The organism is Luteibacter mycovicinus, assembly GCF_000745235.1.
Classification (GTDB): domain Bacteria; phylum Pseudomonadota; class Gammaproteobacteria; order Xanthomonadales; family Rhodanobacteraceae; genus Luteibacter; species Luteibacter mycovicinus.
In genome coordinates this window covers 3,464,725-3,485,265 of record NZ_JQNL01000001.1, presented here as the reverse complement: position 1 = coordinate 3,485,265, position 20,541 = coordinate 3,464,725, and the positions used below count along the sequence as shown (strand labels likewise).

Genomic DNA, 20,541 nt, shown 5'->3' with positions numbered 1-20,541 from the left:
CCTACAACGGCTTGGTGGCCGTGGAGGGCTCGCCCTTCTCGATCGGGGTGAACACGGGTTTATCCCAGCTGCCCGTGACGTGGTATCGCTTGCGCGCCGCCTGGTTCAGACCGCGGCCCAGGATGCCCTGAACGGCGAGACCCGCCGCGGCGCCGACGGGACCGCCGGCCAGCGCACCGACGACCGGCAGGCTGTTGCCGAGGTGCGGCACCACCAGCACCTCCTGATCGTAATCACGAGCCTTCAGGCCCGCCCGGCCGGTGATGGTGATCTCCGCGGCGGGGCCGCGAATCTTGAGGTTGCTGGTGCTCGCGTCACTGTTGGCGAAGCGGAAGTCGCCGGTGATCGAATCGAACGCGAAACCCTTGCCGAGCACGTCACCGAAATCCAGCGCCATGCGACGCGGCAGATCGGTCACGGATACCAGTCCGAACAGACGACCGACGCCGGGCTGCACTTCGAGGATCCGGCCCTTGGCCACGTCGACCTTCAGCGTGCCGTCCATGTTCGCCAGCGCAAGCGCGGAAGGGCCACCGGGCCACGTCGCGTCGAGCCGTGCCGACGTGCGCCCGCCCTGCAGGATGCCTGCGAAACCGAGCGCGTCGAACATGCGCGCCACGTCCTCGGAGGCGAAGTCCATCGCCAGATGCGTCCTGCTGCGCTTTTCGTCACCGTTCCAGTCACCCGACGCGGTGATCTGTACGTTCTTCGACTGCGCGCGCAGCTGATCGATGTGCATGCCTTCGTCCGTCGGCCAGGTTTCCAGCCGGGCTTCGCCGAGCTTCGCCTTACCCAGACGCATATCGCTGACCTGCAGATGCATCGGTGGCAGGCTGGACGGCGCGACACCCGCCTCGTTCGCATCGGCCGGCTTCTTGGCGGCAGCGGCATTGTCTTTGGCTTCTTCGGCCCTCGCCGCCGTGGAGGCGACCGTAGCGGCCGCACCCGCGGCGGCCTTGCCCTTCTTCGCGGCGTCCGCGGCATCGTCGGCCGATGGCCACCAGATGCGATCCATCCGTGCCGTGATGCCACGGCGCCGCATTTCTTCGTTAGGTACGGTCATCTGGCCGGCGAGAGCGTCGCTCTCGACCTTGAGCGCCAGCGCCTGCGGACCGGGATTGGCGACGATATGCATGTCGGCGAAATGCTGGCCGAAAACCTCGGCGTCGTCGGTAACCAGGTCGAGCGAACTCAGCCCCGGCCCTGTCCCGCCCGTCGACAGGCCTACGACGTACTGCACCCATCCGGATACGTCGAGCTTCGCGGCATGTCCACCGATGAGGTAACCCTGTGCAGGCAGGGCGGCCGGCACACTGGTGCCGAGATTGAAGGCGGCGGCGATGGGTACCTTGTCGGTGGGCAGACGCAGGCGCCCGCGCACGACATCGCCGATGGCGACATCGAGACGCGCACCGTCGACCGGCAGACCGACGCGCACCGATAGCGGCTGGGGCACGCTGGCGGCTTTCTTCACCGGCGTCGGCATCAGCAGCTCGACGCCGCGTAGGTCGGAGTCGACCGTCAGGGTCTGCGCGGTGGCATCCCCCTCCTCTGTCTTGCTGAGGTCGAAACCGACCCGGAACGTGCCGCGGCCCCTGGCGATGTCCGCCAGCCATTTGAGGTTTTCGTACTGGCCTACCAGTTCGTCCATCGTGAACGCGCCCGTGACCGCCGCGTCGACGATCTTCGCCGGATCACCGGTGCCGCCCGCGATGGCAAGGTCCAGGTTCGCGGGCTGGCCGCGGAACAGCGTCTTCAGACCCTGCGCCGTGAACCCCTTACCGTCGAAGCTCATGGGGCCGGTAATCTTATCCAGGCGCAGCTTCCACGCGTCGGCGACGAGATCCGCATCCTTGATGGTCGCCCTGCCGTCGAGGGTAAAGTCCTTCGTGTCCTTCAGCGGCAACAGCAGGTTGAATCCGAATTCACCAGTGCCACCGAGCTTCATCTTGTCCAGCGTTTCGCGGCTGCTGGTGCCGACCGGACTGTTCTTCACGAAATCGAGGTAGCTGCCACCTGTCCCGGCGCCGCTCAGCTTCAGATCGAGCACGCCCTCACCGAAGTCGGCGATCACCGCCGATGCCGCGCTGATGGCATTGCCGAGCGAATGGCCTTCCGTAGCGTCGATAGACATGCCGTTGTCGACAAAGCTCGCGACCGCGGAAATGCCTTCGGCACGTGGCCAGCCCGTGCCGTAGTCGAGCACGGTGTCGTCGATGACGGCGCGACCTTCAAAGCGCCCCTCGTGATTCCTGAACGGAAACTCGCGCAGGTTGCCGCGAATGAGGGCCGAGCCGCTTTCGATACGCCCGGAAACGATCGCGCGGTTGAGCCAGTTCTGCGAGCCTTCCGACATCGAGTGAATCGGCCAGAACAGCTTCGCCGCGGCCACGTCGCCTTCGCCCAGCGCGACGTACATATCCATGAAAGGCCCCGTGTCGGCGGCGGGCAGAACGAATTCCCCCCGCGCCTGACCGCTGAAGCCTTCGCCGCGAAAATCGAGCGGATCGAGACCGATGTGCCAGTCGCCCTCATCCTTGTACACGGCGATGTCGCCGCCCAGTGACTTCATGACGAAGGGCTTGCGGAAGATGCCGGTGGCGTCGATCGTCGTCGTCTGCGTCGGCAGGCTGAGCGACATCGCCTCGGCGTCGCCAAGCACTTCGCCCTTGAGCGATGCGATGCCGGGCAGCGTGCCGCTCGCGTCGATGCCCAGGCCGGAGAAGCCGGCGCGGACGAATTCGATACCGTCGATGGAATTCCAGTCGGCACGCAGGTCGTCGAAGCGACCGCGCGGGTGCCCTTCGCCCAGCCATCGGGCGAGCGACGGAGACATCTGCGGAAGGATGCCCGCCCACGGCAGCAGCGGCGCGAGATCGACACGGCGCCCCGCCAGGGTGCCATCCGTCCGGTCGCCGACCGTGTTCAGCAGCAGCGCGAGATCGCCACCGTCACGCCCCGCCCAGTCCACGCGCTGACCGTTGGCCGTGCGATGCAGGCTGACGATACCGTGCAGGCCTGCCGTGGTCACCGTGCGCGCAGGGCCACGTACCGCGAGACCATCGAGATCGATACGCGACGTCATGCGCACGACCCTGGCGTCGCGCCAGTCCAGCCAGGTCTCGATATTTCCTTTGCCGCCGGCGAGTGCGTAGCCACCGGCCTCGAAGTCGCCGGTGAGCGCGGCAAAATCCACGTCCGCACCCTTTACGTACACCCGGCCATGCGAACCGTCGGCGGCGAACCGCCCCGCGGCCGTGAGCACCGTGCTGACGTTTTCACGGCGCAGGGTGCCGCCGATGCGCAACGCGTTGTCCTCAAGACTGACACGCAGCTGATCGGCGATCAGCCCGTAGTGTCGTTTCGTGGTCTCGTCATTGATGTCGAGGCGCAGGTTGCTGAGCCACAGGTCCGCTGACAGGTTGTCCAGCGAGACTTTCTGCGTGCCGCCGCCGGTGGCGAAACCGTCGATGCTCCAGCGACCGTCGGGCGCGCGGCGCAGCCCCAGTCGCAGATCGCGGAGCCGCAGGTTGATCAGGTGACGCGACGGAAGGATGAAGGCGCCGAAATCGAGTTTGACCGCCGCCTGGGGCAGACGCAGCGGGTCACCGCCGTCGGTGGGCGACACCGTCACATCGCGCATCACGAACAACGGCCCGGAAGGTCGCCAGAATCCTTCCAGGGACGCGAAGTGAACCGGCCTGTGTAAGGCGTCGCTCAGCATCGCCGCGACACGATCGGGATACCGCGCCGCCAGCGGCAGCAGCAGCTGGCCAAGCGCCATGATCAGCGCGAGCACGACCAGCACGCTCGCGACCAGACCCAGAAGGAAGAACCGCAGGCGTCTCAGGCGATGGCGCCAGCCGGCACTCACCGGCCGACGTTCCGGCGACGATCGCCGGGCTTAAAGAAGAACGACATCGAACTGTTCCTGCGAATAGTGTTCTTCCGCCTGGAAGCGGATGCTCTTGGCGATGAATTCCTCGAGCTCGGCCACCGCCGCCGATTCTTCTTCGAGAATGCGGCCGACGACTTTCGGGCTGGCCATGACGAGCAGCTTCTGCGCATTGAACTGGCGCACGGCGCGGGTGATCTCGCGGAAAATCTCGTAGATCACGGTCTCGGCCGTTTTCAGCGTACCGCGGCCGCTGCATGCGGGGCATGGTTCGCACAGCTGCCGCTCCAGGCTTTCCGTGGTGCGCTTGCGGGTCATCTCGACCAGACCCAGCGCCGACATCGGATAGACCGTGGTCTTGGCGTGGTCTTTGACCAGGCCCTTTTCGAGCATGCGCAGCACCTGCCGCTTGTGCTCGTCGTCGATCATGTCGATGAAGTCGATGATGATGATGCCGCCGAGATTGCGCAGGCGCAGCTGGCGCGAGGCCGCCTGCGCCGCCTCGAGATTGGTGCGGTACACCGTTTCCTCGAGGTTGCGGCTGCCGAGGTAGCCGCCCGTATTGACGTCGATGGTGGTCATCGCTTCGGTCTGGTCGACGATCAGGTAACCGCCGGATTTCAGCGGGACTTCCTTGCGCAGCGCGCGCTGGATCTCGTCCTCCACGCCGTAGAGATCGAAGATGGGACGCTCGCCCGCGTAGTGCTCGATGCGGTCGGACAGCACCGGCATGAACTTGGCCACGAATTTGACGGTTTTCTCGTAGGTTTCGCGTGAATCGACGCGTACCTTCTCGATGCCGTCGTTGAGCGAATCGCGCAGTGAACGCAGCGGCAGCGAGAGTTCCTCGTAGACGCGCTCGCCGACCTTCGCCTTCTGAATGTTCTCCTGCACGACGCGCCAGACCTTGCTGAGGTAGGTCACGTCGAACGCCAGCGATTCTTCCGACTGGCCTTCCGCATTCGTCCGCACGATGTAACCGAGGTGGTTCTCGCCGATCAGCGGAAGGATGATGTCCTTCAGCCGCTGGCGCTCGGCTTCTTCCTCGATGCGCACGGACACGCCCAGCGTGCGTGAATGGGGCAGCAGTACCAGGTAACGCGACGGGATGGAGAGATGCGTGGACAGCCGCGCGCCCTTGCTGCCGATCGGATCCTTGACCACCTGAACGACGATTTCCTGGCCTTCGTGCACCAGTTCGCTGATCGGCGGCACCGGACCGTGTCCGTTGGACTTGCCTTCGGTGGCATCGGTCGGCGGCAGCGACGGACGGACGATGTCGGAAGCATGCAGGAACGCCGCGCGCTCCAGTCCGATCTCGACGAACACCGCCTGCATGCCGGGCATGACGCGCTGCACCCGGCCCTTGTAGACGTTGCCCACATAGCCGCGCTTGGTCGCACGTTCGACGTGGACTTCCTGCAACATGCCGTTTTCGACAACGGCCACGCGCGTCTCACGCGGCGTGACATTAATCAGGATTTCCTCGCTCACCGCGCGCCCTTTTCCTTGAGTCATCGTGCTTTATAGCCCGCGCGTCCCGCGCCTGTCACGGTCCGCGAAGCAGTCGGGACGTTTCGAACAAAGGCAAGCCCATGACGCCCGTGTAGCTTCCGGAAAGATGTTCCACGAAAGCGGCGGCACGTCCCTGGATGGCATACGCGCCGGCTTTGCCGAAGCACTCGCCCGTATCGATGTAGGACGCGATATCGGCCTCCGGGAGCGCCGCGAAGCGCACCATCGATACCGACACCACCCGACGCTCGCCGACAGCCTCTACGAGCCACACGGCGGACACCACACGGTGTTCGATACCCGAGAGCCGCCTCAGCATGTCGGCCGCGTCGGCCGCATCGCGGGGCTTGCCGAAGACGTCGTCACCGAGCACCACCTCGGTGTCGGCGCCCAGGACACGGGCGCCCGCCTCCGCGGCCACCCGCGCGAAACCGGCACGGGCCTTGTCCAGCGCGACGCGGGAGACGTAATCGTCGGGCGATTCGCCGGACTGACGGATTTCTTCGACATCGACGTCGAGGGTGCGGTGGGATTCGCCGATCTGCGCGAGAAGTTCCCGACGGCGCGGGGATTGCGAAGCCAGGTACAGCACGGCGATTCCTTCAGGCCCGGTGGTAAGGGTGACCGGCCACGAGCGTGGTCGCGCGGTAGAGCTGCTCCGCGAGCACGAGGCGGACGAGCATGTGCGGCAGCGTCAGCGGGCCGAGCGACCAGCGCTGGTCGGCCCGTGCCAGCACATCGGGCGCGTGGCCGTCGGGACCGCCGATCAGGAAGGCCAGATCGCGACCGCCCATGCGCCATTGTTCGAGCTGCCGGGCGAGGTCTTCGCTGGACCACGTCCTGCCCCGGCCATCGAGTGCGACGACGTGGATGTCGCGCGGCAGCGCCGCGAGGATCGCCGCGCCTTCGTCGAGCGTGGCACGCACGTCATCGCGGCCCTTGCCACGCGTGCCGGGTTTGATCTCGGTCAGATCGAGGGGCAGCTCGTGGGAGAGCCGCTTGCGGTATTCGGCGAAGCCCTCCGCCACCCAGGCCGGCATGCGCTCGCCGACGGCGATGAGGCGGGCCCGCACGACGGACTCAGGCGTGGTGCGAGGCTTCGTAGCCGTCGTCGCCGACGGTCCACAGGCGCTCGAGGCCGTAGAACTCGCGGATACGCGGCATCATGACGTGGACGATGATGTCGCCCAGGTCGACGAGGACCCACTCGGCCTCGGTCTGGCCTTCGACGCCCAGCGGCATGACGCCCGCTTCCTTGGCGAACTTGATGACTTCGTCGGCGATCGACTTGACGTGACGGGCCGAGGTGCCCGAAGCGATGAACAGGATGTCGGCGATGGAGGTCTTGCCACGGACGTCGATTTCGCGGACGTCCTTGGCCTTGAGGTCTTCCAGGGCCGCGACCACGCGCTGGCGGAGGTGCTCGTTGCTGACGGTGGACTTGGCCTTACGGGATGCGGACGAACTCAAGATGCGAAAACCTCGTACGGCGGAATGCCGGCGCTGGGGCGGAGTATACCTCCGCCGGGCACGGGGCGCGTCAAATGCCTTGGCAGCTAAAGCGGCGCCGGCGGGGCCCAGCTGGCGGGCGATCAGCGCCCGAGGGCACGGTAAGGTGCCAGCAACGCGTCTTCGGCAAAACACTCCGACGGCATCAGAAAGCGCGGTTCGTTCCCGCCCGCGAACGACTCCCGGATCGCCGTCGCGGCGATATCCAGCGGCGTGATGGCGATATCGAGCACCCGCCCCGCGGGCCCATGCGGCCGTGGAGCGCGGCGACCGGCGATAAACGCCGAGAGTTCGGCCGACGGCTCATGCGTGACGCCCGGCCGGTTGAGCACCCCGACATGCGCCAGCGTGAACAACTCGCGCCAGAGGTGCCACGACGCCAGACCGGCGAAGGCGTCGGCGCCGACAAGCAACACCAGCGGACGATCCGGGCCGATCTCCGCGCGCAGCGACGCCAGGGTGTCCACGCTGTACGAGGGACCGTCCCGGTCGAGTTCGCGGGTGTCGATGCGCAGCCGGTCCTGACCGGAAAGGGCCGCGCGCAACAGCGCCACGCGGCCGGCCGCATCGGCCACCGGCGGCGGACGGTGCGGCGGCGTGCGGGCCGGCACGAGACGAACCTCGGCATCCAGGGCCTCGGCGGCCTCCCAGGCGGCACGCAGGTGACCGTTATGGATCGGGTCGAACGTGCCGCCGAGAATGGCGAGCGGTCGCGCCTCGCTCATGCGAACGCCACCGCGGCGCGCGGCTCGGCGATGGCCGCGATGAGCCGCTCGGCCTCGAGCCAGGGATTGCCCTGCTCGCGACCCTTGGCCATGCGGTCGATCCGCGCGGCACGGGCAAGGCAGGCCATCCAGTGCTCGCGCGGCGCACGACGCAGCGCCTTGCGGAACAGTTGTTCGCGCGCGGGCCACAGGCGCTCGACCTTGGCCTGCGCCGCGAAATCGCGGGCATTGGCCAGACGCAGCGCCAGCTGCAGCTGGTTGACGATCCAGCCCATCAGCGCGATCAGCTCGTCGCCCTCGGCATGCAGGCCGGCGAGAATGCGCAGTGCGCGCCCTCCCTCGCCCGCGAACGCCGAATCGGTGAGCTTGAAGGCATCGAAACGAGCGCTGTCCGCGACCAGGCTTTCCAGCGCGGCGGCGTCGAGACGCTGATCGCCGGCGAGGACGACCAGCTTGTCGATCTCCTGGGCGGCGGCGAGCAGATTTCCCTCGACACGCTCGGCAAGCAGCGCGACGGCGTCAGGACTGGCCTTGACCCCCCGCGAGGCAAGACGATGGCCCACCCATTGCACCCATTCGTTCGGCCGGGGCGCATTGAAGACCACCTGGATGCCCGCCTGGTCCACGTTTTTGGTCCAGACCGCCTCGTGCTTGGTGCTCCACTCGGTAGCCGTGATGAGCAGCGTCGTATCCGGCGGCGGATGGCCCGCGAATTCGCTGATCGCCGCACTGCCGTCCTTGCCCGCGCGGCCGCCGGCCAGACGCAGGTCGAGCAGGCGCTGCGTAGCGAACAGGGACAGACCCGCGGACGAGCGGGCCAGATCGTCCCAGTCGAAGCGGCTGTCCGCTTCCAGCACTTCGCGCTCGCTGTAGCCCAGCCTGCGCGCCATCGCGCGCACGGCATCGGCCGCCTCGAGGACGAGAAGCTCTTCGCCGGCGAGCAGGTAGACCGGGGCCATCCGGTCGCCTGCAAGATGTTTCTGCCACTGGGCCGGGTTGAACGGCACGTCGCTACCCGGTCAGTTCGACGATGCGGGCGCGGCCGGCGCACCCGCGGCTGCCGCCGCCGGATGCACGGTGGCCGCTTCGAGCCGGAACAGGATGGCCTGGACCATGTCGCCGATCAGGCTGCGCTGCAGTTCTTCGGTCTGGCTGGCGGTGCCGATCGTATTGGTGGCGTCGTAGCTGAATTCACGGGACATATCGACACCCTGCGGCGCGATGATCACCGTGCCGTCGCCCGCCTTCGCATTGAAGTCGACGTGGTAACGGACGGCGTATTCCGTGACACGCGCGGTGCCGCTGACGGTGAGCGAATCCGTGCGGAAGTTGTTCGACGTGATCGCCAGCTCGGCCGCGTCGACCGCCGCATGATCGACTACGGTGACGTCGGCGTTCGACAGGGCGCGGGACAGTTCGCGCTCGAGTCGGCCGCCACCGGCCACCGTCAGGTGGATCTTCTGCATGCCGGGCGGCAGCGCCGCGGACTGTCGCAGGTGGAAACCGCAGGCACTGAGCGGTCCCACGATGGCGACAAGGGCGGCGACACGAAGCAAGCGAAGCGGGTTCGGGCTCATGATTATCCTGCGACGATGTTGACGATCTTGCCGGGCACGACGATCACCTTGCGCACGGTCTGCCCTTCCAGCAACCGCGCCACGGCGGGCTCGGCGCGGGCCATGGTCTCGGCCTCATCCTTCGAGGCCGAAGCCGGCACCTCGATGGTAGCGCGAAGTTTGCCGTTGACCTGCACCGCGTAGGTCAGGGAGTCGCGGACCAGGGCGGCCGGGTCGACGGCGGGCCAGCCCGCGTCCTCGACCAGGGTCTCGCCGTGACCCAGCACCTGCCACAGCGCATGTGACAGATGCGGGGTGAACGGGTTGATCAGCTGGACGATGGCCGTGAAGGCCTCCTGGCGAAGCGCGCGACCGGCGACACTGGCATCGTCGAACTTGCTCAGGGCGTTCAGCAGCTCCATCAGCGCGGCGATCGCCGTGTTGAAGGACTGGCGACGGGCGATGTCGTCGGTGACTTTCTGGATCGTTTCGTGCAGCTGACGACGGACGGTCTTGCGCACCGACTCGCCGGCCGGGTTATCGCCCTGATCGCCAGCGGCGGCCTCGGCGTGAGCCGAGACGTCCCGCCACAGGCGGCGCAGGAAGCGCGCCATACCTTCCACGCCCGCCTCGTTCCACTCCAGCGACTGGTCCGGCGGCGCGGCGAACATCGAGAACAGACGCACCGTATCGGCGCCGTACTTCTCCACCATCGACTGCGGATCGACACCGTTGTTCTTCGACTTGGCCATCTTCTCGATGCCGCCGATCTCCACGGGCTCGCCATCGGTGCGCAGGATCGCGCCCACGATGCGCGCGCGCTCGTCGCGCTGCACGTCCACGTCCGCCGGGTTGAACCAGGTCAGGCGACCGTCGTCCGCCTTGCGGAAGTAGGTTTCGGCGATGACCATGCCCTGGCAGAGCAGGTTGGTGGCCGGCTCGTCGCTGTTCACCAGGCCCTCGTCACGCATGAGCTTGTGGTAGAAGCGGAAATACAGCAGATGCAGGATCGCGTGCTCGATGCCGCCGATGTACTGGTCGACCGGCATCCAGTAATTGACGCGTTCGTCGACCATGGCGTCGGCACCCGGGCTGGTGTATCGCGCCGGATACCAGCTGGATTCCATGAAGGTATCGAACGTATCCGTCTCGCGCTCGGCCGGACCGCCGCAGTTCGGGCAGGTGGTCTTGCGCCATTCCGGGTCCGCCTTGATCGGCGACTGCACGCCGGAGAACGCGACGTCCTCGGGCAGCACCACGGGCAACTGATCCTCGGGGACCGGCACGGCGTCGCAGTTCGGGCAGTAGATCACCGGAATCGGGCAGCCCCAGTAGCGCTGGCGGCTGACGCCCCAGTCGCGGATGCGCCAGTTGACCCGGCGCTCGCCACGACCCGCCGCAGCCAGCTTCGCCGAGATGGCTTCGAACGCTTCCCTGAATTCCAGGCCGTCGAACTCGCCCGAGTTGATCAGCGTGCCGTAATCCGTATAGGCGCCGGCCGTCTGGATGCTGGTTTCGAAGGTCTTGATCGTCTCGACCGCGGCCGCGGACTGGTAAGCGTCCGACGAACCGCCGTCCAGCGCGTTCTGCACGGTGTCGGTGCCGTCGGCGGCGAGGTCGCGCCTGAGCTCGGCGACGGCGTCGACGACGCCACGATCCACGACGACCATCTTGATCGGCAGCGAATACTTCTGGGCGAACTCCCAGTCGCGCTCGTCGTGACCGGGCACGGCCATCACGGCGCCGGTGCCGTAGCCCATCAGAACGAAGTTGGCGACCCACACGGGCACCTTCTCGCCCGTGAGCGGATGCGTGGCATCGATGCCCGTGTAGTAGCCGCGCTTTTCCTGTGTTTCCAGCTCGGCCTCGGACACGCCGCCGGCCTTGCAGCTTTCGATGAATTCGGCGAGGCCGGGATTGCCCTCGGCGGCGCGCCTGGCGATCGCGTGCTCGGCGGCGACCGCCAGGTACGAGACGCCCATGAGGGTATCCGGACGCGTGGTGAACACCGTCAGCGGCTCAGCCTGACCGTCGACGTCGAAGGTGATTTCCAGGCCTTCGGAGCGACCCAGCCAGTTGCGCTGCATCGTCTTGACCGCGTCGGGCCAGCCCGGCAGCGTGTCCAGGCCGTCCAGCAGCTCCTGCGCGTAAGCGGTGATCTTCAGGAACCACTGGGGGATCTCGCGTTTCTCGACCACGGCGCCCGAGCGCCATCCCTTGCCGTCGATGACCTGCTCGTTGGCAAGCACGGTCTGGTCGACCGGGTCCCAGTTGACGACGCTGTTCTTGCGATACACCAGGCCTTTCTTCATCAGCCGGGTAAACATCTGCTGTTCCCAGCGGTAGTACTCCGGACGGCAGGTGGTGACCTCGCGGGTCCAGTCGTACGCGAAGCCCATGCGCTTGAGCTGCTCGCGCATGTGATCGATGTTCTTGTACGTCCACTTCGCCGGCGCGGTGTTGTTCTTGATCGCGGCGTTTTCAGCGGGCAGACCGAACGCATCCCAGCCCATGGGCTGGAGCACGTTCTTGCCCTGCTGGCGCTGGAAACGGCTGATCACGTCGCCGATCGTGTAATTGCGGACATGGCCCATGTGCAGCGCGCCGGAGGGGTACGGCAGCATCGAGAGGCAGTAGAACTTCGGCTTGCCGGCGTCTTCGACGACTTCGAAGGCACGCGTTTCATTCCAGAAGTGCTGGGCGGCGGTCTCGACGGCGGCCGGCGTATAACCGCCCTGCTCGCGCGTGCCCTGGTCTTGGGTGTCCTGCATGGTGTTCGGTACCGGTCGGATGCTCAGGTGGCCGCACGAAAAAGCGCGGCGCTCAATCGCGGGAGACTAGCTTACGGGGGGTGTTCAAGGCAAAAGCGTCTGGCGGGACTGAGGCAAGGGGGGCGTGGGCTGCCATTCCTGTCGCTAGGTCCTCCTACGGCCTTCGCCTTCGTGCGGAAGCGCTCCAGGAACGGCAGCCCACGCCCCCCTCCGCGCGCAACGGCAGGTTGTTAGGCGAGCAAGGCACGACGGGTGCCTCGTCTGGCCTCGACGAGCACGGCTCCGGCCTGAGTTTGTCGCAATCCCAGAGCGCATGAGGGCCCTGCGCCCGTCAGCTTTTCGACACGAAACGACACCGGTCGGAGGGTGCCGCCGGGTGTCGTTCTCGGAGCGCTTCCGCACGTAGGCGAAGGCCGGAGGAGGACTTAGCGACGAGAATGGCACCCGGCGGCGCCCATGCCTCGACGCGAATGCTTCAAACGCGATGGCGCAGCCGAGCCCGCCCGCTTATTGGCAAGCCCCCGCCTGCCCCGCCGCCACGGCCCTGACGGCCGCCGCGACCTGGTCGGCGGCCTTGGCCAGCGCGCGCTGGTGGGCGTCGACCAGGCTGTCGTAGGTGCTGCCGGCCGGCTCGCTGACGCGGGAAGCGCAGGTGCTGGCGGCATCGGCGGCGCGGACCGACCAGCTGGCCTCGAGGGTGGCATTGCCGCCCACCTCCGAATCGAAACGACGGACATCGAACTGCACGCGGACGACCTTGCTGTCCTTGGCGCGGGGCAGTCCATGGACATCGTGGGTACCGAGGCGCGTCGACAGGTCGGCCGCGAGGGCACCGCGGATTTCGTCGCCCAGTGGCGACGCCCAGCGTTCGCCGTCGAGCACGGCGATGCCGCTGGCACCCTGACGGAGCACCAGGGCCGGCTGGTCGACCTGCGGCGGGACGGCCACCGCCTGTACGTCGATGACGAACGGGGCGGCGGCGGACGCCAGCGCCGCGGACGGCGGGATCAGCGTATGGAAATGCGTGGGCGCCGAAGAGCACGCGGCTAGCGTGCCCAGCAGGGTGACGGCGGTGGCGAGGCGGAATGTGCGGATCATGGCTGTACGTCCTTGCCCTGCTTCGGAGTCGACGGGAGGATGACCTTCGGCGGCGCATCGGCACCGCGTCCGCGCAACAGCGCTTCCGGGTGACGGCCGAGGTAGTCGGTGAGCGCGCCCACGGAACGTACCGTGCGCTGCAACTCCTCGAGCGTATTGGCAATGTTCTGCTGCAGCGGCGAGTCTTCGGACAGCGCGTCGTTGGCCGTGCCGACCGTCTTGTTCACACCCTGCAGGGTCTTCTTCGCCTCGGGCAACAGCTCGCCGTTGACCTGCTTCAGCGTGCCGTGCAGCTCCTGCAGGCTGCCGTCGAGATTCTTGCCGATCGAGTCGAACGGGATCTTCTCGACCTTGTCGACAATGCTGGATATCTGCTCCTGCAGGTGATCGAAATCGCCCGCCATCGTGGGTACTTCGAGCGGCTTGGTGCTTTCGTTAAACGCGACCTTCGGCGCCTTCTTGTCGAAGTCGATCGCGATATAGAGCTGGCCGGTGAGCAGGTTGCCGGTGCGTGCCTGCGCGCGCAGCCCGTGGTCGACCATGCCGTGCAGGATGCGAGGCATCTGCTGCTCCTCGTTGCCGCCCACCGCCGCGCGCAGTTTCTCGTCGGCCTTGCCGAGGCGCTGCGGGTATACCAGGGCACCCACGACCACCGGGAAGGTCTTGTTGACCGGGTCGTAGTCGAGATTGACCGACACCACGCGGCCGACCTTCACCCCGAGGAATTCCACCGGCGCATCCGGTGCGAGGCCACGCAGGGAGTGCTGGAAGGTCATCCGGATGTAGAGCGGCTTGCCGTCGGGCGGCGCCAGCGCGGTCTGCTGGTCGTTGAAGAGGGTGAACTCGGCCATCTCGTCGGCCGGCGTCTCGTCGTGCGGACCCGGTGCGGACTGGAAAGCCACGCCGCCCGCGATCACCGTGGCGATCGACTGCGTGTTGAGCTTGAGCCCGTCGGCGCCCAGCGACACGTCGACGCCACTGGCGTTCCAGAAGCGAGCATCCTTGCTGACGAAGCGATCGTTGGGGCCGTCGATGAACAACTGCAGGGAGACGCCCTTACCGTCCTTGTCGAGCTCATAGGAAACGATGCGGCCGACCTGGATGCGGCGGTAATAGACAGGCGAACCGATGTCCAGCGAGCCCAGATCCGAGGAATGAAGCACGAAGCGACGGCCTGGCGCGCCGTGGGTCACGGCGGGCGGCGTTTCGAGGCCGGTGAAATCGGCCTGGTCTTCCTCGGAGTCGCCCGCGTCGGCGCCGATGAACGCGCCGGAAAGCAGCGTGTCGATGCCCGACACGCCGCTGGCCCCGATACGCGGACGCACGACCCAGTAGCGGGTGCCCTTGGTCGCGAAGGCCTTCGCATCCTTCTCGAGGTCGATTACGACCGAGATATGCGTGCGGTCCTTCGACAGGCGCATCGTGGTGACCTTACCGATCACCACGTTCTTGTACTTGACCTGTGTCTTGCCCGCTTCGATGCCTTCGGCGGTCAGAAAGGTGACGGTGATCTGCGGGCCGGCGGACAGCGCGTGGCTGACCAGCAGCGAGATACCGACCAGGGCGGCCACGATCGGCACCAGCCAGATGAGCGAGAAGCCCAGCTTGGACTTGCGCACCTCCGGCTGCGGAAGTTCGTCGGGAGACGGCGTGTTTCCCTCGTGGGTGTCGCTCATTGCGATTTCCTTTTGTCCCAGATCAACCTGGGATCGAAACTCATGGCCGCCAGCATCGTCAGCACGACGACGATGCCGAAATACACCACGCCGGGCAGGGGCTCGACGCGGCTCAGTATCTTGAAATGCACCAGCGCGGACAGGATCGCGACGACGAAAACGTCGAGCATCGACCAGTACCCGATCAGCTCGACGAAGCGATACAGCTTCGACCGCTGGCGGGCCACCATGTCGCTCGATCGCTGAACCGAGACGAGCAGGTAGCCCATGATGATGAACTTGAGCATGGGGACGATGATGCTCGCCGTGAAGACGATGACCGCCAAGCCCGGCGACCCGGCCCGCCACAGCTCGATGATGCCGCTGAGGATGGTGTTGTCGTCTTTCGAGGACAGGCTCTGCGTGCGCATGATCGGGAAGATGTTGGCCGGGATGTAGAACATCGCGGCGGCCAGCAGCAGGGCCCAAGACCGGGAGACGCTGGCGTGTTTACGACCGTGCAACGGGCTGCCGCAACGAGGGCAATGGGCGTGCTTGTCGTCGGTATAGGCGGTGACCAGTCGGCAGACGTGGCAGGACATGATGCCCATGTCCACGGCCCGGGGTGGCGCGTTCATGCGTTGGCGTCCTTCGTGACATCCCACAGGTGGCGCGGATCGTGGGTGGAGAAGACCGTGATCAGCAGGGTGAGGAAGCCAAACGCCCAGATACCCGGCCCCGTGACCACGTCGAAATAGGTGTGTGCCTTGACCACGGCGACCAGTGTGCCGAGCATGAAGACCTCGATCATGCTCCAGGGCTTGACCCGGACCAGCGACGACATGGCCCGGGAGAACCCCGGCGCCCGCCGACCGTCGCGGGCGAAGAACAGCACCCAGCCGAAGATCATGATCTGGGCCAGCGGGAAGAAGAACAGGGTCAGCGCCGTCAGCACCGCGACGATCTGCGCCCCGTCCTGCCACATGGCGATCACCGCGCCCCATAAGGTGGTCGCGGCGGTCATCCCCGAAAGACCCAGGGTAACGATCGGTGACACGTTGGCGATGACGAAAACGATAAGGGAGGCGACGATCAGGGCGAACTGGCCATCCACGCTCAGCCACTGATGGCGATCGAGCACGGCCCCGCAGACGACGCAGTCGGAAACCTGTCCACGGGCCAGCGGACGCTTCCGGTAAACGGAGTCGCAATGCTCGCAGATGATGAGGTCCTGACCCTTACGCATGCCAACCCGGCGGTTCCGGGCCGGCTGGCCCACCGGCGTATGATCGCAAATCCGCGTAAACGGCGCATGACGAGCGCCCTAGGTCTGATCCTAAAAGCGCGTGCGACCTTGATATGCTCCCGCCCTTCCCCGATCTTGGGGGCATCGACATACCGTCCCAGGAGTTAGCCCGTGAGCAGTGCCCCGACCCGCAGTGAACACGTCTTCGACGCGACCACCGCCGGTTTCGAGACCGACGTCATCCAGGCCTCGCTCGAAACGCCGATCCTCGTGGACCTCTGGGCCGAATGGTGCGGCCCCTGCAAGTCGCTGGGCCCGATCCTCGAAAAGCTGGCGGGCGAGTTCAACGGCGCTTTCCGCCTGGCCAAGATCGACGTGGACGCCGAGCAGCAGCTGGCCGCCATGTTCGGCGTGCGCAGCATCCCCACGGTGATCCTCATCAGCGGCGGGCAGGTCGTCGACGGTTTCGCCGGCGCGCTGCCGGAAGGCCAGATTCGCGAATTCCTGACCAAGCACGGCGTCCAGCCGGCGGAAGCCGCCAATGACGACGTCGCCGCGGACGTGGCCCCGCCGGAAACCGCCGAGGACGCGATCAACCGCCTGCAGCAGGCGATCGCCGCCGAGCCCGACCGCGCGGAGCTGAAGCTCGATCTCGCGCTGGCCCTGATGCGGGCCGGTCAGGTGCAGCCGGCACAGGCGGAGCTCGATGCCCTGCCCGCCAACCTCGCCACCGATGCCCGGGCCGTCCGCCTGCGCAGCCAGCTCGAGCTGGCTCGTGCGCTCGAGGGCGCCCCGCCGCTCGAGGCCCTGCGCGAGCGCGTGCAGACCAACGACAACGACTGGGAAGCCCGCGACCTGCTCGGCGTGCGTCTGCTGATCGAAGGCGATAGTGCTGCTGGCCTCGACCAGTTCCTCGACATCCTCAAGCGCCAGCGCGACTGGCAGGACGGCCAGGCAAAGAAGCGCCTGCTCGCCGCCTTCGCCACCCTCGACGACGCGGCGCTGGTCAGCGTCTACCGGCGGAAGATGGCGTCGCTGGTCTTCTGATCGACACCCGCGCGGCATTCGCCGCGCGCTTCACGCCAATTGCGCTTCGATGGCCGCCTTGTCGATCACCGACCAGACGTCGACGATTCGGCCGGCCTCGAATCGATAGAAGACGTTTTCGTTGAAAGCGATTCGCCGACCATCGACCGCGACGCCCATGAACCGGCCCGCGGGCGTCACGTCGAAGCGCAAACGGCAGGCGATATGCGGTGGCTCCGCCATCACGAACGCGATGTCGAACCGCAGGTCGGGGATGTCGCGAACGTCGCGCTCGAGCATCGCCCGGTAGCCCGGCAGGCCGACGCACTCGCCGTTGTAGCGCACGTCGTCATGCACGTGTCGACCGAGTTCGGGCCATGCACGCCGATTGAGGCAGTCGATGTACGCGCGATAGAGGTCGCGAAGCGTGTCGGATTCACTCATGAGCACGATGCCGATGGGAATATCGACCGAGCGTAGCTCAGCGCCGCTTGCGGCGCACGTACAGTTGCTTGCGGACCGTAGCGACCAGCTCGCCCGACGCGGTGCGGATGTCGGTGTCGAACCAGCGCAGGTGCTTCTCACCGTCGGCGGTCATCTCGCGGATCTCATCGAGCAGCGCGTCGTCGACACGGAACTCCGCGAAGACATCTTCCCGACCGGGCGCGACGAAGCGGATTTCGCCAGCCTGGTCCCAGACGATGTATTCGCTGCCGAGCGACTTGAGCACCATGATCATCCAGAACGGATCGGTCATCGAGAACAGGTTGCCGCCAAAGTGTGTGCGCACGTAATTGCGGTTGTACCAGGCAAGCCTGAGCTTCACCCTGACGTAGCGGTAGTCGTCCATCTTCACCACGCGGATGCCGGCGAACAGGAAGGGCGGCCAGGCATTGAAGATGCGGCGCAGGGTCGATGCTTTCATGGCGCCATGCTAGCCGCGGCTGAGCGGTGGGCGAAGTACCCCGTTTAAAACAGGTATGACCTTTGGCACAGGTCGCTCCGGGACGCGGCCCCGACTATCGGGCGACAACGATCTCGTCCGCCAAGGGGAACCCAGAGCCATGCGCCTGCCGCTTCGTCGTGCCACCCTCGCCGCCGCCGTCTTGTCGGCGATGGCTATCTCCGCCGCCGCATCCGCAGCCCCGGCCGTTTCGCCACCCATTCCCGCCGCCGTGGACAAACCTTACGCCGGCAATCTCACGCTCAACGTCGACCTGTCCGACGCCGCGAAGAACATCTTCCGGGTGAAGGAAACCATCCCGGTGACCGCCGGACACGTGGTGCTGCACTACCCGAAGTGGATCCCGGGCGTGCACGGCCCTTCGGGCCCGTTGTCCAACGTCGCCGGCATCCAGGTCACCGCCAACGGCAAGAAGATCCCGTGGCGTCGCGACCTGCAGGAAATGTATGCCTTCCACGTCGACGTACCCGAAGGCACCGACAAGCTCGAGCTTTCGTTCGTTTATCTCGCCCCGGCGACGCCGAACTACGTGCCGCTCTCCTTCAATGAAGTGTCGTTCTATCCGGCCGGCTACTACGCCAGCCAGATCAAGGTCGATCCGAGCGTGACCCTGCCTGCCGGCTGGAAGTACGCATCCGCACTGGAGACCGCGTCTCAGAGCGGCAACACGGTCAGTTTCAAGACCGTGAGCTACGAGAACCTGGTCGACTCGCCGGTCATGAGCGGCAAGTACTTCAACCGGATCGACCTCGCTCCGGGCCAGGAAACGCAGGTGCACCTCGACATCACCGGCGATACCGCCGCGGGCGTCAAGGCCACCGACAAGCAGATCGAGGTACAGCGTAACCTCATCGTGCAGGCCAACAAACTGTTCGGTGCGCACCACTACGGTCATTACGACTTCCTGCTGGTGACCTCGGATCACACGGGCCATTTCGGGCTCGAGCACCACCAGTCCAGCGACGATCGCCTCTTCGCCAACTTCCTCACCGACGCCGACGTCAACGTGGCCGCGGGCACCCTCCTTCCGCACGAGTACATCCATTCGTGGAACGGCAAGTTCCGTCGTCCGGCGGACCTGTGGACGCCGACCTTCGCCGAGCCCATGCAGGACGACCTGCTCTGGGTCTACGAAGGGCTGACCGACTACTGGGCCGGCGTGCTGACCGCCCGCTCGGGCATCTGGACCACCGACCAGTGGCGTGACTCGCTGGCGGGTATCGCCGCCGACATGTCCGCACGCACGGGCCGTTCGTGGCGCTCGCTGCAGGACACGGCCGACGGCATCCCGCTGTCCTCGCGTGGCGGCAGCCCGGGCTGGGGCAATCTGCGTCGCAGCTCGGACTACTATCCGGAAGGCCAGCTGCTCTGGCTGGACGTCGATACGAAGATGCGCGACCTGTCCGGCGGCAAGCACACGCTGGACGAATTCGCGAAGGCCTTCTACGGCATGGACAACGGCAGCTACACGCCGAAAACCTATACGTTCGAGGACGTCGTCTCGACACTCAACGGCATCCAGCCGTTCGACTGGGCGAGCTTCCTGCGCCAGCGCCTCGATTACACGGGCGACACCCTGCCCGAGCACGGCATCGAGGGCGGTGGCTGGAAACTCGTCTACGACGACAAGCCGACCGCGTTCGCGAAGACGGCGGAAAAGATCCGTAAGTCGGTCAACCTCGCATACTCACTCGGCATCGTGGTTAACGACAAAGGCTCGGTTACCGACGCGCAGTGGGACGGTGTAGCCGCGAAGGCCGGTCTCGTGCCGGGCGTGCAGCTGGTCGCGATCAACGGCAAGGATTACTCGGCGCAGGTCCTGAAAGACGCCGTGACCGCGGCGAAGGGTACGAGCACGCCGATCGAGTTCCTGATCAAGAGCACCGACGACTACGCCACGATCAAGGTCGATTACCACGAGGGGCTGAAGTATCCGCATCTCGTGCGTGGTGAGGGCAAGGACCTGATCGGCGCGATCGCTACGCCCAAGAAGTAACGAGGCGCGCGGGGAGACATAGGGTCGGAGCGAATGGCGGCGTATGTTCCGCCATTCGCGCTGGCTTTTTTTTTTGCGTCGCTGGTGGCGTTATTGAGGGCTCGGCTGTCGCCTTCGCGTTGGGCTTGCCGCGGCGTGTGGTGTCGCGTTGAAGAGCCGGCGGGTGCCACCCTCGCGTCCACGCCTGCGGCGACCCCTCAGGGAAAGGCCGCTCCGCGGCCGTATCTCAATGGCCTTCGGCCGGGTCGGGCTCCGACTGGGGGTTTTCGAGTCGGCTGTCCCTGCCTCCCCGAAAACGGCCGGTCATCCCTGACCGGCCCCCTGCGGGCCTCTTCCAGTCGGAGCCCTCGCCTGCGGCTACCGGACGCGAGGGTGGCACCCGCCGGCTCTTTGGAGGACTGAGGCAGCGTGGGGTCGAGCGGCGGTGCGCTTCGTTGGCTGGGAACGCTCGCTTGCCTGTTTCGGATGGCCTCGTTCGCCTTAGCCGGGCTGAGGGTTCGCGAACAGGGTTCGCTCCTACCGCACGGCGACCGCAATAGTGGGATACATGGCGACCTGTAGGAGCGCGCCCTGCGCGCGAAAAGC

General features: G+C 66.4%; 17 protein-coding genes. 2 read left to right on the top strand and 15 right to left on the bottom strand.

The features are described 5' to 3' along the window. Position 1 precedes the first annotated feature (1 nt). From FA85_RS15350 to FA85_RS15290, 13 genes are all read right to left on the bottom strand, one after another. Positions 2-3,874: a YhdP family protein gene (locus tag FA85_RS15350; RefSeq protein ID WP_051943908.1), complete on the bottom strand. Its 3,873-nt coding sequence runs from the start codon at positions 3,872-3,874 to the stop codon at positions 2-4. 30 nt (positions 3,875-3,904) lie between these two features. Beyond that, entirely contained in the window at positions 3,905-5,389 is a 1,485-nt protein-coding gene (rng, locus tag FA85_RS15345; RefSeq protein ID WP_036115267.1) for a ribonuclease G, read from the bottom strand. Between the two features lie 55 nt (positions 5,390-5,444). After that, positions 5,445-6,002, bottom strand: a complete 558-nt coding sequence (locus FA85_RS15340; protein WP_036115268.1) for a Maf family protein — start codon at positions 6,000-6,002, stop codon at positions 5,445-5,447. Between the two features lie 10 nt (positions 6,003-6,012). Next, positions 6,013-6,483 (bottom strand): 23S rRNA (pseudouridine(1915)-N(3))-methyltransferase RlmH, encoded by a 471-nt coding sequence (gene rlmH, locus FA85_RS15335; protein ID WP_036115269.1) that lies wholly within the window; start codon positions 6,481-6,483, stop codon positions 6,013-6,015. A 7-nt stretch (positions 6,484-6,490) separates the two neighbouring features. Next, positions 6,491-6,880 carry a ribosome silencing factor gene (rsfS, locus tag FA85_RS15330; RefSeq protein ID WP_036115271.1) on the bottom strand — a complete coding sequence of 130 codons (390 nt, stop codon included), beginning with the start codon at positions 6,878-6,880 and terminating at the stop codon, positions 6,491-6,493. Between the two features lie 122 nt (positions 6,881-7,002). Beyond that, positions 7,003-7,644, bottom strand: a complete 642-nt coding sequence (gene nadD, locus FA85_RS15325; protein WP_036115272.1) for a nicotinate-nucleotide adenylyltransferase — start codon at positions 7,642-7,644, stop codon at positions 7,003-7,005. Further along, on the bottom strand, positions 7,641-8,651 hold the full coding sequence (gene holA / locus FA85_RS15320; protein WP_036115275.1) for a DNA polymerase III subunit delta: 1,011 nt from the start codon (positions 8,649-8,651) through the stop codon (positions 7,641-7,643). Before holA ends, nadD begins: the two co-directional genes overlap by 4 nt. 12 nt (positions 8,652-8,663) lie before the next feature. Further along, on the bottom strand, positions 8,664-9,221 hold the full coding sequence (locus FA85_RS15315) for an LPS-assembly lipoprotein LptE (RefSeq protein WP_036115282.1): 558 nt from the start codon (positions 9,219-9,221) through the stop codon (positions 8,664-8,666). A gap of 2 nt (positions 9,222-9,223) precedes the next feature. Beyond that, on the bottom strand, positions 9,224-11,971 hold the full coding sequence (gene leuS, locus FA85_RS15310) for a leucine--tRNA ligase (protein WP_036115293.1): 2,748 nt from the start codon (positions 11,969-11,971) through the stop codon (positions 9,224-9,226). A gap of 507 nt (positions 11,972-12,478) precedes the next feature. After that, on the bottom strand, positions 12,479-13,069 hold the full coding sequence (locus tag FA85_RS15305) for a PqiC family protein (RefSeq protein WP_036115296.1): 591 nt from the start codon (positions 13,067-13,069) through the stop codon (positions 12,479-12,481). Then, positions 13,066-14,745 (bottom strand): PqiB family protein, encoded by a 1,680-nt coding sequence (locus FA85_RS15300; RefSeq protein WP_036115299.1) that lies wholly within the window; start codon positions 14,743-14,745, stop codon positions 13,066-13,068. Before FA85_RS15300 ends, FA85_RS15305 begins: the two co-directional genes overlap by 4 nt. Next, positions 14,742-15,362, bottom strand: a complete 621-nt coding sequence (locus FA85_RS15295; protein ID WP_036115302.1) for a paraquat-inducible protein A — start codon at positions 15,360-15,362, stop codon at positions 14,742-14,744. The genes FA85_RS15300 and FA85_RS15295 overlap by 4 nt, the downstream gene beginning before the upstream one ends. After that, positions 15,359-15,970, bottom strand: a complete 612-nt coding sequence (locus tag FA85_RS15290; RefSeq protein ID WP_036115305.1) for a paraquat-inducible protein A — start codon at positions 15,968-15,970, stop codon at positions 15,359-15,361. Before FA85_RS15290 ends, FA85_RS15295 begins: the two co-directional genes overlap by 4 nt. Positions 15,971-16,141: 171 nt before the next feature. Between FA85_RS15290 and trxA the strand changes: the two genes are divergently transcribed. Then, entirely contained in the window at positions 16,142-17,017 is an 876-nt protein-coding gene (gene trxA / locus FA85_RS15285; protein ID WP_036115308.1) for a thioredoxin, read from the top strand. Positions 17,018-17,047: 30 nt separating this feature from the next. Here the strand turns inward: trxA and FA85_RS15280 are convergent, their stop codons facing one another. Then, the gene (locus tag FA85_RS15280) at positions 17,048-17,440 is read right to left on the bottom strand and encodes an ester cyclase (RefSeq protein WP_036115311.1); all 393 of its coding nucleotides are present in this window, start codon (positions 17,438-17,440) and stop codon (positions 17,048-17,050) included. 37 nt (positions 17,441-17,477) lie between these two features. Beyond that, entirely contained in the window at positions 17,478-17,921 is a 444-nt protein-coding gene (locus tag FA85_RS15275) for a DUF4442 domain-containing protein (protein ID WP_036115314.1), read from the bottom strand. 139 nt (positions 17,922-18,060) lie between these two features. Between FA85_RS15275 and FA85_RS15270 the strand changes: the two genes are divergently transcribed. After that, on the top strand, positions 18,061-19,956 hold the full coding sequence (locus FA85_RS15270; protein WP_036115317.1) for a M61 family metallopeptidase: 1,896 nt from the start codon (positions 18,061-18,063) through the stop codon (positions 19,954-19,956). Positions 19,957-20,541 lie beyond the last annotated feature (585 nt).